The organism is Bacillus sp. 1A (genome assembly GCF_052682215.1).
The window spans coordinates 1,899,893-1,914,755 of the sequence record NZ_JBQYLZ010000001.1 but is presented as its reverse complement, the minus strand read 5'-3'; the positions used below and the strand labels follow the sequence as shown (position 1 = coordinate 1,914,755).

The following is a 14,863-nucleotide window of genomic DNA, read 5'->3' as shown; positions in this document are numbered from 1 at the left end:
TCTTTTTTACTTTGTTTCTTTTATCAAGGTTAGGATTCGTTTTAAATTGACAGCGAATATAGCCATTGCACCTTGCATTTGCATACCAATCAGACCCGAGGAAGATGCCACATCATACCCGTGTCTATGCTTAAGTTCACTATTTTTCGCTTCAATTTTATAACGTTCTTTCCCCTTTTCTTTAAAATATGCACTTTCTTGAAATGCTTGTTGTTCCTTATGTTCAGTAGATTTAATTGTCACAGAATATGTTTTACTTTTAGCGCCTTCTTTGTAACACCCACTTTTGAATGGACATACTTTGCATTTTTCAATATCAAAATAGTAGGTATGACTTTGACTATTGTTTGTTCCCTTTTTACCCGTACGTGCTCTACGAACGGCCATATGTCCAGCTTTACAGACATACATACCCGCATCTTTATTAAACTCAAATTCATCTTCTTTTTTACGTGGCCCTTGTGTCACAATAGGGTTTAATTTCGATACTAATTGTAATTGATTTTGGTTGGCATATTGAATATTATTTTTCTCAGAATAAGCAGTATCTCCAATAACTGTATCAATTTCCATCCCTGTTTCACGACTTTTTTCAATCAATGTTTGAAGGTATTTTCCATCGCTTTTTTCACCCGTTGTAATCACCGCAGCTGTAATGATGCGTTCTTCATTCATCGCAATATGTGTTTTATAACCAAAGAAAGAAGAATCCGCTGTTTTATGTCCAATTCGCGCATCAGGATCTTGCGAAAATTGGAGGTGTTCTTGGTGATCTTCTACGATTTCTTTTAAATAATTCAGTTTCTCTTTCACATTTGGATATTCACGAATGATTTCCTCTTTTTCTACTGTTTCAATTACTTTTTGACAATATTCAAGTTCGTCACTTAAGTCATCTGTCATTGTTTTTGGTGGGAACTTTCCCTTCATTCCTTCGTCAACTTGATAAACAGCTTTGCGGAGTAATTTGGATTTCTCCATTACAAATTCTTTCGGCGATTTTTGATTGAAGCGTGCTTTTGTATGTGTGGCATCAACAATAATAGATTTATTTTTAATCAAGTTTTTTTCGAGTGCAATTTCCACTGTTTTTTGAATGAGCATGTCAAGTAACCCTACATCTGTCAGACGAAGCTTGCGGAACTTCGTTAATGAACTAGGGTCAATGACCATATCTTCTGGTGCCATATCTAAGAAATATTTAAAGGACATATCGTATTTTGAGCGTTCCACAACATCTACATCTGATAAATCAAAAATAGATTTTAGTAATAAATATTTAAACATACGAACAGGCGGCACTGCATTGCGACCGTTATCGAGACAATATTTATCTTGTAGTTCTTCTAAAACAAAAGAAAAGTCTACCAGTTCATTAAATTGACGAAGCATATTATCCTTTGGTACAACGATATCGTAAATCGCCATAAATGGACTGAGGTTAAGAGATTGTTGATTAGAAATCATCCGAGACACCACCTAGAATTAGTATAATTATTATACATGAAAAAAGCGAAAGCTTCCTCGATTTCATCGAGGAAGCTTTCGCTTTTTAAACTATAAGGACTTTTTCAGTGCCCTCTGTAAACACTGTCTTTTTTTATAAGAAGGAAACAAACGGTTTTTCGCTATTTTTCTCTTTTATAATAATTGCCTCGATTTTACTCTCGGACTTTATCTGCAATTGTACTTTCGCATCTTTAGGTAATTTGTCTAACATACTTTGAGCAGCCATTTGGGTAAGTGCCATTAATTCTGTTTTACCATTATATTTAATAACGATATTCATATTTAATGTATCCATCTGGTTTTTCTTATAAGAAACTTTAGCATTGACTGGGATAAAATCTGCCGGAGAAAAATCTTTCATTGCCTTAGCAAATTCAGTTATTTGTGTATTATCTTCTCCATGTGCTTGTTTAAATTCATCAGAAGGGTATGAAAACGCTTGTTCATCAATCGTACTCCAATTTCCAAGGTTCGTATCATTCTTTTGAACAGTAGCACTAGCAATATACGTACCATTTTTTAATGAACTTGTACTTTCTTGCTTAAAGATAGCAAACGTAATTGGAGACTTATTATACTTGTCATTTTTATTAATCGCTTCAATAAGTTGCTTGGCAATTTCAGTACCCTTAGACATAGCTTCTTCATTCGATACACTTGAAGACATAGCTAAACCGATCATAACACCAGATAAACTTAGTTCGTTTGAATTCTGTTTCCCGAAATAGTCTTGTTCTATAATATTTGTCAAAATTGGCGCTTCTACTTTTGCGACTAGTTCATCAACTAACTTCTCTGGGATATATTGACTTAATTGCAGTACATGACTTTCTGTATCAAATTGCTCTTTTGCAATATTCATTAAACCATTTTCATACTCTGCTAAATCTAATTTAGAATTTGTTTTTATATTAGCTGTATTTATAACCTTTTGTTCTTTTAAAGGAATTACAGTTCTATAATAATCTTTCGAAACAGCAGTTCTCGGAATCATGCTTTTTTCTTTCGTATCCTTCTGTATAACTTCATCCTTCTTACTAATCGTATTATTACTACAAGCTCCCAGTAATAAACTTACGACCGCGAAGGATAATGCCATTTTCTTCATTACTTAAAACCTACTTTCAACAATCTAGTTATTTAATTTGAACTATTAACAGTGTACCATTAAATATATTTCAACAAAAACAAAAAAAAGAAGCAAGCACCTTTAGCTTGCTTCTTTTTACTTAATATTCTCTTCTAAAGCGTCTTTTTTAATGTTCCAATGAGACGTATTCCATACTACCATCCCATCTTTTATGTATAACACTTGCGGAGATTCATGTTTAATGCTGTACTGTTCTGCAACACGATTCGAAACATCTCTCGCATCTTGTACGTATAAGTAATACGCTGGTACTGCTCTTTCTTCACTACAATACGCTTGAAATTCTGTATATGCACCATGACTGATCGGGCATGTCGTACTATGTTTAAAAAGAACGTAAGGCTCGTTTTTTTCTACTAATACTTCAAGCTCTTCAATTGCTTCAATTTTTGTCATATTCATCACGATTCACCTCTCATGCGAAGTCTAGAGCGCTTCTCTTTCTTTTCAGCTTTTTTCTCAAGTCTTTCTAATTTACGCTCTTCTTTTTCAACCTTTTTCTCTTGTCTTGTCGCACGATAATGATTGTATACTTCAATTGCCGCACTACTCCACTGTACAACTTGTGCTACTTTATCTGCATTATTTTCAATTTCGTCCGTAACAGACTCTGATACATTACGAAGTTTCGTATTTAAAGAATGGATTGTCGTTCCAATTCCATCTACACCCGATACTACTTTATTTAATGATTGTGACTTCTGTTGAATGTCATCAGCTAACGCATTTGTTTTATGTAATAATTGCTCCGTCTCTACGCTAATCCCTTGCATTTGTTTTTCTAAACCTTCTAACGTGCTTGCAACGTTTTCTAACGTCTTCTGAACCGATAACAACGTTCTGCATACATATACTACTAATACAGCGAAAGCAACCGCGATAATAGCCGCACTTACATATAAAAGAACTTGCATTTCATCACTTCCTTTATCTTTTTCATACTTTCCCCTATTATACAATCATTTTCCGTTTCGTTCTAATCCCTATCTTTTCATTAGAATTTTCATACTTATTCGTTAACTTTAACATAAATGATTCAACAAATTCCACTAAGTAGGTTACAATAGGAGAGGATACATAATTAGTAGGGAGGCTTTACATATGAAAGATCCACGCATTGAAAAGTTAGCATACAATTTAATTAACTACTCTATCCGCTTACAAAAAGGCGAAAAAGTATTAATTGAAAACTTTGGCTTACAAAAAGAACTTGTAACTGCACTTGTAAAAGAAGCATATGCAGCTGGTGGTTTCCCATTCGTTTCTTTAAAAGATCATCAAGTAGATCGCTCTTTATTAATGGGTGCTACTGAAGAACATTTTGAACAAATCGCTGCGTATGAAGCAAGCGTAATGAAAGATATGGACGCTTATATCGGTCTTCGCTCTGGCGATAACATTAACGAACAAGCTGACGTGCCAAGTGAAAGAATGCAAATTCACGGTCAAACAGTTGGTAAGAAAGTTCATAGAGACATCCGCGTTCCGAAAACGCGCTGGGTTGTTCTTCGCTACCCAAATGCTTCTATGGCGCAGCTTGCTAAAATGAGCACAGAAGCTTTCGAAGACTTCTACTTCGAAGTTTGTAACTTAGACTACGGTAAAATGGATAAGGCGATGGATAGCCTTGTTACATTAATGAATAAAACAGATAAAGTTCGCCTAACTGGCCCTGGAACTGACTTAACATTCTCTATTAAAGACATTCCAGCTATTAAATGTTCAGGTCATTTAAACATTCCAGACGGTGAAGTATACTCTGCACCAGTTCGCGATTCTGTTAACGGTACAGTTTCTTACAACACACCATCTCCTTACAACGGTTATACATTTGAAAATGTACAACTTAAATTTGAGAACGGTCAAATCGTTGAAGCAACTGCAAACGATACAGAGCGCATTAACAAAATCTTCGATACAGACGAAGGCGCACGCTACGTTGGTGAGTTCGCAATCGGCGTAAACCCATACATCTTACATCCAATGGGAGATATCCTATTCGATGAAAAAATCGATGGTAGCTTCCACTTCACTCCTGGACAAGCTTACGACGATGCATGGAACGGCAACAACTCGAACATTCACTGGGATTTAGTATGCATCCAGCGCCCTGAATACGGCGGCGGCGAAATTTACTTCGACGACGTACTAATCCGTAAAGACGGACGCTTCGTTGTATCTGAACTAGAAGCTTTAAACCCAGAGAACTTAAAATAATAATAAAAACGCTCGGGATTTTTCCGAGCGTTTTTTTAATACTTTAATAAGTCTTTCGCCACATCTTCTGGCACTTTAAAACTCATCTTCTTATTTTTCATTTCAACTTCAACATAAGGGACATCTTTATATACTATCATCGTACTTATTTCATGTAATTCCTTTTTATCTTTACTCGACTCCGATAATTTTGTTGTATCCTCTTGGTACATTTTAAATGTTTTCCCTTGCGGAGTATCTAAAGGAGCCGACTGCATTTCCCACTTATCCATTTTCATGACTTCAAACAGCTTTTCAATTTCATTCTTATCCGTAATTACTTTTTTCTCACTTGAATCAGTAAGTGATTCAATTTCAACTTTTTGTGCCTTTTCTAAGTTCAGATCCGTCTTTTCCTTCTTCGTACTACATCCTAGTAAAAGAACGGATGCGGTTAGCATAAGTACAAATAACATAAAGACTTTTTTCATTTCTAATCCTCCTAACTACATAGAGCTACTTTTCTCGCTTTTTGTTTGCTGGAAGTGAAAATAATACAAAAGCGCCACTGCAATAGTACCTATTAATATTGGCACATATAATGGCAAATCCCATTTCATATATACTCTAGTGCAACCAACAAGCACAAATAATATTTCTAAACAAAACAAAGGTTTTACATATTTCATTTCTTACCTACCATTTCTATTTTCACATTTGGATTCTCTTTCTCGATAAGCGCCAAGAATTCATTCATATGTTGCGGCATCGCAACCATATGTACTTTGTATGCGTTCGTCGTAATTTCAAGATACTTTCCAACTTGACGAACAACTCTAATATCTTTTAATACAACATCATCATTTAAAATGCCGTACTTCAATACACCATTTTCTACTTTATGCTTTTTAATAAATACTTCCCAAACGAGTGGCACATTTACAAGGAAGCATAAACCCATTCCAATTAACGCTGACATCCACTGCTCTTTATTTGCGAAAAGCATGACAAGTGGATATACAAACATAAAAGCTAACGTGAGACAAACGAAAATTACTACCGACTTACTTCTTTGAATCGGAATGTTCATACACGCACCCCCTAACCTAAATTATACCACTTTTTCCATTTTAGTTCATAAAAAAGGCCATTTCTACATGACCTTCTTTTAAACAATATATCTATAGAATTTCTTATCTACCTGTAACACTGGAAAGTTTTTCGGCAGCTCGTCTATACTCACACTTTGAAAACCATTCTTTTCATAAAAGCGATGCGCTGCTAAAAATTTCAGTGTCGTTCCTAAGTAAATATCTTTCAGCTTTTTATTCTCAGCCCACGAAATTGCTGTTTGGAGCAACTTATGTGATGCGCCCCATTCTTTTCCGCGAAATTCTTTTTTTACGAACATTTTTCTTAGCGCTACTTGCTGATTCTCAATATATAATAAAGCTACTGTTCCAACTACTTTATCATCATAAGTTGCTACCCAAAAGTTTCCATCATTCCTTTGATAAAATGTTTCTATTTCAAGCAGGTCTGGCTGCTCTTCTTTCGTAATGGGGACATTGTACTCTTTTTGCTGAATATGCACGATAAGATCTACTACTTCATCTTGAAACGTACTTTCATACGGAATAATACGTATCTTCTCGTTCATCGAATCTCCTTCCACTCTGAAGCTAGTAAACTATATACAGCGATATCGTGAAAATGATCATATAGCCATTCATCATCTCTTAAAATACCATCTAACTTAAAACCTAAACGCTCTGGAATAGCGCGGCTTTTCACATTTTCAACACCGCATCTAATTTCCACTTTATTTAATTTTAAATTCTCAAATGCATAGTGAAGTACAGCCTTCACGCTACGCGTCATAATACCTTTCCCGCCAGCATCTTCTGCCAGGTAATATCCGAGACTGGCCGCTTTCTTCCCCCAACTTACCGGATGAATGCCTACCATCCCAACGAGCTTTCCTTTATAACGTATGCCACTTTCAAAACCGTCTCCCTCTGCAAACTTCTTTAACCACATCGGACAAATCTCATCATACGCACCAGCTGATTTCATCCCATCTACCCAAGGAAGCCATCTTCGTAAATGATTACGGTTTTGGTCTATTAATTGATATAGTTCCTCTTTATGATGCTTCTCTAATAACTGTAATTCGATTTCGTCGTCTACTCGGAGTGTGAACATTTTTTTTCGTCCCCCTTTTTATTTTTCTTATTATTCTAACATTTCCAGGTATAAAATGTTAAATATTCACACTTTTTTCGGTTTTATATAAGAATAACAACTATATATGATTGATATCTAGATATGAATCATATATAGTTAAAGTATGGAAAAAAATGATAATTTTATAATTCAATTACGTAAAGGTGTTTTTGATCTCGCTATTTTGTCTTTAATAAGTAAACAACCTATGTACGGATACGAAATTACAAGTGCATTACAAGATATCCCTGTGTTTCATATCCCGAACGGTTCGATTTACCCTATATTAAATCGAATCACGAAAAACAATTGGGCTATTTCCTATTGGGAAGAGTCCGGTGATGGTCCAAAAAGAAAATACTATCGCATTACAGATGAAGGGAGAGAAATTTTACATAGTCGCTTACATGATTATGATGCAGTGTATCATGCTCTAATGTTACTAGCTAAAGGAGAGGATAAAAAATGAACAAGGAACAATTCGATATGTTTTCATTCTATTATTTAATTGGATATGTACTTTTTAGTTTACTGTATATCGTTTTCTTAAAACAAAATTACAAAAAGAACAATACACACCAACATATCAACGCTTTTTAACATATATCAAACACAATAAAAAAAGACGCATAGCCAAGCTATGCGTCTTTTCTATTACTTCTCTGCAACTTGAACTTCTTTTACGTAAGCTGCTTCGAATTTTTGGATGTCTCCTGCGCCCATGAAAATTAGAACGCCGTTTTTATGTTTCTTTAATACATCCGTTGTTGTATCTGTAATTAGTTCTGCACCGTCAATACGCTTTTGCAGATCTTCAATTGTTAATTCACCTTTGTTTTCGCGTGCTGATCCGAAAATATCACATAAGTATACTTGGTCAGCTTTGCTTAGACTTTCAGCGAACTCATCTAAGAATTTTTCTGTACGTGAGAATGTATGTGGCTGGAATACAGCGACAACTTCACGCTCTGGATGTTTTTGACGAGCTGCTTCAATCGTTGCATTAATTTCTGTCGGATGGTGTGCGTAGTCATCGATAATAACTTGTTCTCCCATTGGCTTTTCATTAAAGCGACGTTTTACGCCTTCAAAAGTTGTTAGCTGATGCTTAACTGCTTCTACATCAACGTTTTCATAATGGCAAAGCGCGATTACTGCTAATGCATTTAATACGCTGTGGTTACCGTATCCTGTAATTTTGAACGTGTCATAGTACGTATTACGAACGAATACATCGAAAATAGTACCATCTGTTCTCTTTTGAATGTTACGTGCTTGGAAGTCATTATCTTCTCCAAATCCATAGAAAATAACAGGTACTTTCGCTTGAATTTTTTGAAGTTCTTCATCATCTCCACATGCAATAATACCTTTTTTCACTTGCAATGCCATCTCTTGGAATGCATTGAATACATCATTGATATCTGAGAAATAATCTGGATGATCAAAATCAATATTTGTCATAATCGCATAGTCTGGATTGTAAGACAAGAAATGACGACGATACTCACAAGCTTCAAATACAAAATACTTACTATTTTCTACCCCATGCCCTGTTCCATCTCCAATAAGGTAAGATGTAGGGTGTGCACCTTGCATTACATGGGCTAACAAACCAGTTGTTGATGTTTTTCCATGTGCACCAGTTACAGCAACACTTGTGTATTGGTTCATAAGGTCACCTAAGAAGTGATGGTAACGATGTACTGGGATGTTTAATTCTTTTGCTGCTACGATTTCTTCATGCGTATCAGGAAATGCATTTCCTGCAATAATCACTTGTCCTTCTTTTACATTATTTTTATCAAAAGGAAGGATCGAGATATTACGCTTTTCCAACGCTGTTTGTGTAAAGAAACGCTTTTCATAATCAGACCCTTGAACAGTATGCTTCATGTCATGAAGAATTTGAGCTAATGAACTCATTCCTGTTCCTTTAATTCCTACAAAATGGTAAACTGTCATCTTAAAGAACCTCCAACATTTCGAACTAATACAACGGCCTATCTATAAGACAGTATATGAATCTTTTCTTATTTTGGTAATCATCATACATTTTTGATGTAGTGAAGTTATTCTTTCCCTTCACTTATCAGGATAAACTCGTACGTACTTCTTTTTTATGTCCATAACAAATCCATTATAGCAAAAAAGAAGCCGCTATACTATGATAACAGAAAAACTGATAGGGTCAATCACCTATCAGTTTTTCTCTCTTTTACATATCTTCTCTTTTTTCTAATTGAACACGCTCTAGACGTGGGTTTGGACGATATTTACGACCAGCTTTCGCTTCTGGTTTTCCATTTAATTCTACGTTATCACCAGTAAAGCCAATATTCATTTTTAATAAGCTACTTCCTACTCCGTATATATCAACAGGTACGTTTTGAGCTTCAAATTCACGAATACGCTTCTCATCAAATCCACCAGTTACAACGATGTCTACATGCTGGAATCCTTCTTCATCAAGTGCTTTACGAAGTGCGAATACAAGCGACGGGTTTACACCACGTGGATCGAATGTTCCAAGTACTTCTGGGTGGCGAATGAAGTATTGATCAATCATCGTGCGCGATGTATCTACACGTACACCTTTTAATGTTGATCCAAATTCACGCGCTACGCGAAGTGCATCTGTAATGACATCATTGTTGTAATCAATTAATACAACTAATTCATCTTCTGGGAATTTCTTATGATATGCTTTTGCCGCTTCCACAACATCACCATTAAACATTTGAATTAATGCGTGAGGCATTGTCCCCATACCACTTCTGCCCCACCATTCATTCATCGCATGCGTCGCTTGTGCGCTCATACCTCCGATGTATGCTGCATAACCGTCACCAGCTTGTTGCGTATAATGATCATCACGATCTCCCATGAAAATAACTGGTTTTTCTTTATCTACGCTACGCGCAGCTTGGACAACGTTATATACGTTTGTCGCAACTGATGTACGACGGGCTAAAATCCCATCAATGACACCTTCTAAAAATCCGAAATTTTCATAAGGACCATGAATTGTTAACACTGTTTCAAACGGACTAATATTATCGCCATCTTTTAAAGAGTTAATCTCAAGTTCCTCAGGATTTTTGGCGAATGTTTGTAGCAACGCAATCACTTCATCTGTTCCGCAAAGAACTGCATTTTCCTTTTGGAAAAATTGCATCGTCACAACACTTTTCGGGCGAAATTCTTCAATGATTTCTCTAGTCTTTAAAAAGTAAACGGCAGAGAACCAACCTTCTCCAACACGTTCGTCAAATTTAAATGTTCTATTTGTTAGTCTATTTATTTCACCTTTTAATTTTAATTCAATTTCTTTCATGTCGCTTTACTCCCTACTTTACTATCCAACATTTTCTATTAGTATACAGCAAAACCGTTTACTATACATTTGTTTCCTGCATAGCAGCGAATTCATCCTCAGAAATAAGGACATCTCTCGGTTTCGTTCCTCTTCCTCCAGAAATAATCCCTTGCGATTCCATCTCTTCAATGAGACGTGCCGCGCGATTGTAACCGATGCGGAATTTTCGCTGTACAGAAGATGTGGACGCTCCCCCTTGTTCTACAACAAATTGACATGCATCAAAGAACAATTCGTCTTCCGACTCAGCTTGTTCTGTTTTCGCTAATAAATCCTCTTGCTTAAATAAGTAATTCGGCTTCATTTGCTTTCTCACATGATCAACTGTTTTCTCAATCTCATCATCCGATACATATACACCTTGTACACGAACTGGTTTAGACGTACCGTTTCCTAAAAATAGCATATCACCACGGCCAAGTAATTTCTCCGCGCCCCCAATATCAATAATCGTACGCGAATCAACTTGAGATGATACAGTAAACGCAATACGCGTTGGAATGTTTGACTTAATTAAACCTGTAATAACATCTACAGACGGACGCTGCGTTGCTACTAATAAATGAATACCACAAGCACGTGCTTTTTGCGCAATACGACAAATCGCTTCCTCAACATCACCAGGTGCTACCATCATTAAATCGGCTAACTCGTCAATGACAATAACGATATAAGGTAATGTCTCTCCTGGAATTTCTCGCCCACTTACAATCGTATTATAACGAGTTAAATCACGAGCACCAGCGTGCGCAAACAATTCATAACGACGCTCCATTTCTTCAACCGCCCACTTTAATGCAGCTGTCGCTGCTTTTACATCCGTAATAACAGGTGCTACAAGATGTGGAACAGAATTGTATGGTGCAAGCTCAACCATCTTCGGATCGATTAACATTAACTTCACTTCATGCGGTTTCGCTTTATATAAAATGCTCGTTAAAATTGCGTTAATGCACACACTTTTACCAGAACCCGTTGCACCCGCAATAAGTCCATGTGGCATTTTTCGAATATCCGTTACAATTGGATCGCCTGAAATATCAAGTCCTAGCGCAACTGTAAGCGGTGATTCGCTCTTTGTAAACACAGGACTTCTTAAAATTTCACGAAGAAATACTGGCTTACTTTCTTTATTTGGAACTTCGATTCCAATCGCACTCTTCCCTGGAATCGGTGCTTCAATACGAATATCTTTCGCTGCTAAACTCAGTTTAATATCATCACTTAAGTTTGTAATTTTATTTACTTTCACACCTGGGTCTGGCTGTACTTCAAAACGAGTTACCGCTGGACCTTGTGATACGTTAATAACATGTGCACCAACGTGGAAATTATTAAATGTTGTATCTAATAATTCTTTCTGTTCATCCAACCATTCCGTATTATCTAACGCTGCCTGCTGCGGAATTGACAACAATGTTAATGGCGGAATTGCATATGTCGGTGGTGTTTGCAATACATTTCGCATATCGTTCTCTCTTTGATTTACAACATATGCTTTCTCTTGTACTTCCGTACTTGAAGTTGGCTTTTGTACTTGCTCTGCCACTACTTGCTGCATTGGTTTCTCTTCCACTCGTGATTCTACCACTACTTGCTGCATTGGTTTCTCTTCCACTTGTGGTTCTACTACCACTTGCTGCATTGGTTTCTCTTCCACTTGTGGTTCTACTACCACTTGCTGCATTGGTTTCTCTTCCACTTGTGGTTCTACTACCACTTGTTGCATTGGCTTTTCTTCCACTTGTGGTTCTACTACCACTTGTTGCATTGGTTTCTCTTCCACTTGTGGCACTGGTGTTTCTTCTACTTGTTGGACAGGCTTATTCTCTACTCGTTCACTCATAGAAGGTTGCATTGCATTTACTCTAGCCGCATGTCTTTCCATTAATCGCGTTCTGTCTTGTTTCAACATAACAACATTAAATGGGACATGGCGCTTTTTCTGACGTTTTGGTTCTTCTTTTTGTACAATTGGTTGCTCTTCTGAGACCGGTGTTTCCTCTACAACTTGTCGCTCTTCCGCAATCCGTGCTTCTTCTACAACTTGTTGTCCTTCTGCAATCGGTGCTTCTTCTGCAACTGGCGGCTCTTCCGCAATCGGTGCTTCTTCTGCAATCCGTGCTTCTTCTACAATCAGTGCTTCTTCTACAACTGGCTGCTCTTCCGCAATCGGTGCTTCTTCTGCAATCAGTGCTTCTTCTACAATCAGTGCTTCTTCTACAACTTGTTGTTCTTCTGCAATTAAAACATCCGCAAAGCTTTGAACATCTTTCTTCGCTTGTTCTTCAGCCTCTGCAACATGTATGAATTCATTCGTTTGTTCAATTGCTTCATTTAAAACCATTTCTTGCTGTGTTTCCTCAAGTGCTACAGGTTCTGCTTCTTCTGACTCTTCTGCTTCCGCAATTACTTCCACTTCTTCTGATTCTTCTGTTTCTGCAATTACTTCTACTTCTTCTGATTCTTCTGCTTCTACAATTACTTCTACTTCTTCTGATTCTTCTGTTTCTGCAATTACTTCTACTTCTTCTGGTGCTTCTGTTTCTGCAATTACTTCCACTTCTTCTGACTCTTCTGTTTCTGCAATTACTTCCGCTTCTTCTGGTGCTTCTGTTTCCGTAATTACTTCTACTTCTTCTGACTCTTCTGTTTCCGCAATTACTTCCACTTCTTCTGACTCTTCTGTTTCCGCAATTACTTCCACTTTTTCTAGCTCTTCTGTTTCTGCAATTACTTCCACTTCTTCTGACTCTTCTGTTTCCGCAATTACTTCCACTTCTTCTGACTCTTCTGTTTCCGCAATTACTTCCACTTTTTCTAGCTCTTCTGTTTCTGCAATTACTTCCACTTCTTCTAGCTCTTCTGTTTCTGCAATTACTTCCACTTCTTCTAGCTCTTCTGTTTCTGCAATTACTTCCACTTCTTCTAGCTCTTCCGCTTCTGCAATTACTTCCACTTCTTCTGGCTCTTCTGTTTCTGCAATTACTTCCACTTCTTCTGACTCTTCTGTTTCTGCAATTACTTCCGCTTCTTCTGGTGCTTCTGTTTCCGTAATTACTTCTACTTCTTCTGACTCTTCTGTTTCCGCAATTACTTCCACTTCTTCTGGTGCTTCCGCTTCTGCAATTACTTCCGCTTCTTCTGGTGCTTCTGTTTCCGTAATTACTTCCACTTCTTCTGGTGCTTCCGCTTCTGCAATTGCTTCCACTTCTTCTTGTATTTCCACGACGATTGTTTCTTCAAGTTTTTCTTCTGCTTTGACAATCACTGATTCTTCTGGAGCTTGCTTTTCTACTTCAATAGTAGGTTGTTCTATTTCTGTATTGCGTTTAGTTTCTTCTGATAATATTGTATCCTCGTGCTCTACTTTAGAATCTACTAATTCTGTTTGTAGAATGTTTTTGGCCACTACATCACTTTCTTGCTTAACATCTTCCATACGCTCAGCAATTGTTTGATGAGGTACTTCACCCGCTGGAACTGCCTGCTGTGCACTAATTTCTTGAACCACTTCTTTTTCTACTATAGGCTCTTGGCTTTCAATTTCATAACCGTTTTTCTCTAGCCATTGATCGACAACTGACTTTTCTTCCTTTTTACTTTGTTGATCTCGCTGATCAACGCCTTCATGACTGGAAGAATTCGTTGCTTGTCCTTCTGAGAAATCAGATAATGTATATCCTTTTTTCTCTAACCATGCATCAACGACTGATTTGCCCTCTACAGATATTTCAAGATCTTCTCTTTCCTTTTCTTCCTCCTGCTTTTCTACCTTTTTCTCTACAGAAGGACGATTATATCCGTAAATTGGCGAGATCATTTCTGTTGGACGAAATGGTCTACGGTTACTTTCTTGCGAAGGTGCAGATGCTTTCTTTACGACAAGCTCTCTCTCCGGTTCATATTGTACTTCCGGCTCTTCATATGTAGAAACTACCTGTTCCACATACTGTCGTCTACTTCTTTCCACTTTGACCCCTCTTTGAGTAGGCTGATTTTCATATGTTACAACTTGAACAGGTTGTTCTTCAAAATGCCCTGTTGCTATAACATCCTCTTCATCGAACCCATTATCCGGTACTAATGGAAAACGGCATTTACCTGCATTCCGACTTGCCATTTGTGCTTCTCTTGCTTCAGTGTAGTGGTTTACACGAGGGATCTTCGGCTGACTTTCGATTTGCTTTGGTACTTCTTTATTTATCGCTGTTTGTTCTTCCTCTTTGTTAAACAGCTTTTTCATCCAATCTAACATGCTTACCACTCTTTCTACTAAATAGTAACATCCTTTATTGTATCAGCATTCGGCAAAAAGTGCAGGTAAAATTAAGCATGTCATATTTATCCATAACATTCTAATTTACGAGTGTTTTCATATGGAAAAACGCAGCCTTCCATGT

General features: G+C 37.1%; 15 protein-coding genes. 3 read left to right on the top strand and 12 right to left on the bottom strand.

All coding sequences use genetic code 11. From position 1 onward, the window contains the following. Positions 1-6 precede the first annotated feature (6 nt). The 4 genes from ACUN0F_RS09605 to ACUN0F_RS09590 all read right to left on the bottom strand — a co-directional run bounded on the left by ACUN0F_RS09605 (position 7) and on the right by ACUN0F_RS09590 (position 3,573). Complete coding sequence (locus ACUN0F_RS09605) at positions 7-1,467, bottom strand: IS1182-like element ISBcy1 family transposase (protein ID WP_445539017.1); 1,461 nt, start codon at positions 1,465-1,467, stop codon at positions 7-9. A 133-nt stretch (positions 1,468-1,600) separates the two neighbouring features. Further along, positions 1,601-2,617, bottom strand: coding sequence for a CamS family sex pheromone protein (locus tag ACUN0F_RS09600; RefSeq protein ID WP_264462141.1), 1,017 nt, complete (start codon positions 2,615-2,617; stop codon positions 1,601-1,603). Positions 2,618-2,734: 117 nt separating this feature from the next. Next, entirely contained in the window at positions 2,735-3,061 is a 327-nt protein-coding gene (ytxJ, locus tag ACUN0F_RS09595; RefSeq protein ID WP_046956174.1) for a bacillithiol system redox-active protein YtxJ, read from the bottom strand. Continuing rightward, positions 3,061-3,573: a DUF948 domain-containing protein gene (locus ACUN0F_RS09590; RefSeq protein WP_001197726.1), complete on the bottom strand. Its 513-nt coding sequence runs from the start codon at positions 3,571-3,573 to the stop codon at positions 3,061-3,063. The genes ytxJ and ACUN0F_RS09590 overlap by 1 nt, the downstream gene beginning before the upstream one ends. A gap of 187 nt (positions 3,574-3,760) precedes the next feature. Here ACUN0F_RS09590 and ACUN0F_RS09585 point away from each other — a divergent pair, with 187 nt between their 5' ends. After that, positions 3,761-4,876, top strand: a complete 1,116-nt coding sequence (locus tag ACUN0F_RS09585) for an aminopeptidase (RefSeq protein ID WP_000654740.1) — start codon at positions 3,761-3,763, stop codon at positions 4,874-4,876. A gap of 35 nt (positions 4,877-4,911) precedes the next feature. On the opposite strand, the gene ACUN0F_RS09580 is transcribed toward ACUN0F_RS09585, so the two are convergent. From ACUN0F_RS09580 to ACUN0F_RS09560, 5 genes are all read right to left on the bottom strand, one after another. Then, on the bottom strand, positions 4,912-5,346 hold the full coding sequence (locus ACUN0F_RS09580; protein ID WP_264462142.1) for a hypothetical protein: 435 nt from the start codon (positions 5,344-5,346) through the stop codon (positions 4,912-4,914). A gap of 15 nt (positions 5,347-5,361) precedes the next feature. Continuing rightward, positions 5,362-5,544, bottom strand: coding sequence for a hypothetical protein (locus ACUN0F_RS09575; RefSeq protein ID WP_042875795.1), 183 nt, complete (start codon positions 5,542-5,544; stop codon positions 5,362-5,364). Then, the gene (locus tag ACUN0F_RS09570; protein WP_264462143.1) at positions 5,541-5,945 is read right to left on the bottom strand and encodes a PH domain-containing protein; all 405 of its coding nucleotides are present in this window, start codon (positions 5,943-5,945) and stop codon (positions 5,541-5,543) included. The genes ACUN0F_RS09575 and ACUN0F_RS09570 overlap by 4 nt, the downstream gene beginning before the upstream one ends. 78 nt (positions 5,946-6,023) lie before the next feature. Further along, complete coding sequence (locus ACUN0F_RS09565) at positions 6,024-6,515, bottom strand: GNAT family N-acetyltransferase (RefSeq protein WP_445539425.1); 492 nt, start codon at positions 6,513-6,515, stop codon at positions 6,024-6,026. Next, entirely contained in the window at positions 6,512-7,060 is a 549-nt protein-coding gene (locus tag ACUN0F_RS09560) for a GNAT family N-acetyltransferase (RefSeq protein ID WP_097908480.1), read from the bottom strand. Before ACUN0F_RS09560 ends, ACUN0F_RS09565 begins: the two co-directional genes overlap by 4 nt. Before the next feature lie 145 nt (positions 7,061-7,205). Between ACUN0F_RS09560 and ACUN0F_RS09555 the strand changes: the two genes are divergently transcribed. Both ACUN0F_RS09555 and ACUN0F_RS09550 read left to right on the top strand, forming a co-directional pair. Next, positions 7,206-7,550: a PadR family transcriptional regulator gene (locus tag ACUN0F_RS09555; protein WP_048544504.1), complete on the top strand. Its 345-nt coding sequence runs from the start codon at positions 7,206-7,208 to the stop codon at positions 7,548-7,550. Then, positions 7,547-7,681 carry a hypothetical protein gene (locus tag ACUN0F_RS09550; RefSeq protein ID WP_445540864.1) on the top strand — a complete coding sequence of 45 codons (135 nt, stop codon included), beginning with the start codon at positions 7,547-7,549 and terminating at the stop codon, positions 7,679-7,681. Before ACUN0F_RS09555 ends, ACUN0F_RS09550 begins: the two co-directional genes overlap by 4 nt. Before the next feature lie 54 nt (positions 7,682-7,735). Here the strand turns inward: ACUN0F_RS09550 and murC are convergent, their stop codons facing one another. The 3 genes from murC to ACUN0F_RS09535 all read right to left on the bottom strand — a co-directional run bounded on the left by murC (position 7,736) and on the right by ACUN0F_RS09535 (position 14,718). Then, positions 7,736-9,046 (bottom strand): UDP-N-acetylmuramate--L-alanine ligase, encoded by a 1,311-nt coding sequence (murC, locus tag ACUN0F_RS09545; protein ID WP_000219461.1) that lies wholly within the window; start codon positions 9,044-9,046, stop codon positions 7,736-7,738. Positions 9,047-9,299: 253 nt separating this feature from the next. Beyond that, on the bottom strand, positions 9,300-10,418 hold the full coding sequence (locus ACUN0F_RS09540; RefSeq protein WP_000658380.1) for a nicotinate phosphoribosyltransferase: 1,119 nt from the start codon (positions 10,416-10,418) through the stop codon (positions 9,300-9,302). Between the two features lie 61 nt (positions 10,419-10,479). Then, positions 10,480-14,718, bottom strand: a complete 4,239-nt coding sequence (locus ACUN0F_RS09535) for a DNA translocase FtsK (RefSeq protein WP_445539424.1) — start codon at positions 14,716-14,718, stop codon at positions 10,480-10,482. Positions 14,719-14,863 lie beyond the last annotated feature (145 nt).

Bases quoted from the DNA above. Each gene is read 5' to 3' on its own strand.
- ACUN0F_RS09605 (WP_445539017.1), bottom strand. From the start codon at position 1,467: ATGATTTCTAATCAACAATCTCTTAACCTCAGTCCATTTATGGCGATT.
- ACUN0F_RS09600 (WP_264462141.1), bottom strand. From the start codon at position 2,617: ATGAAGAAAATGGCATTATCCTTCGCGGTCGTAAGTTTATTACTGGGA.
- ytxJ (WP_046956174.1), bottom strand. From the start codon at position 3,061: ATGAATATGACAAAAATTGAAGCAATTGAAGAGCTTGAAGTATTAGTA.
- ACUN0F_RS09590 (WP_001197726.1), bottom strand. From the start codon at position 3,573: ATGCAAGTTCTTTTATATGTAAGTGCGGCTATTATCGCGGTTGCTTTC.
- ACUN0F_RS09585 (WP_000654740.1), top strand. From the start codon at position 3,761: ATGAAAGATCCACGCATTGAAAAGTTAGCATACAATTTAATTAACTAC.
- ACUN0F_RS09580 (WP_264462142.1), bottom strand. From the start codon at position 5,346: ATGAAAAAAGTCTTTATGTTATTTGTACTTATGCTAACCGCATCCGTT.
- ACUN0F_RS09575 (WP_042875795.1), bottom strand. From the start codon at position 5,544: ATGAAATATGTAAAACCTTTGTTTTGTTTAGAAATATTATTTGTGCTT.
- ACUN0F_RS09570 (WP_264462143.1), bottom strand. From the start codon at position 5,945: ATGAACATTCCGATTCAAAGAAGTAAGTCGGTAGTAATTTTCGTTTGT.
- ACUN0F_RS09565 (WP_445539425.1), bottom strand. From the start codon at position 6,515: ATGAACGAGAAGATACGTATTATTCCGTATGAAAGTACGTTTCAAGAT.
- ACUN0F_RS09560 (WP_097908480.1), bottom strand. From the start codon at position 7,060: ATGTTCACACTCCGAGTAGACGACGAAATCGAATTACAGTTATTAGAG.
- ACUN0F_RS09555 (WP_048544504.1), top strand. From the start codon at position 7,206: ATGGAAAAAAATGATAATTTTATAATTCAATTACGTAAAGGTGTTTTT.
- ACUN0F_RS09550 (WP_445540864.1), top strand. From the start codon at position 7,547: ATGAACAAGGAACAATTCGATATGTTTTCATTCTATTATTTAATTGGA.
- murC (WP_000219461.1), bottom strand. From the start codon at position 9,046: ATGACAGTTTACCATTTTGTAGGAATTAAAGGAACAGGAATGAGTTCA.
- ACUN0F_RS09540 (WP_000658380.1), bottom strand. From the start codon at position 10,418: ATGAAAGAAATTGAATTAAAATTAAAAGGTGAAATAAATAGACTAACA.
- ACUN0F_RS09535 (WP_445539424.1), bottom strand. From the start codon at position 14,718: ATGTTAGATTGGATGAAAAAGCTGTTTAACAAAGAGGAAGAACAAACA.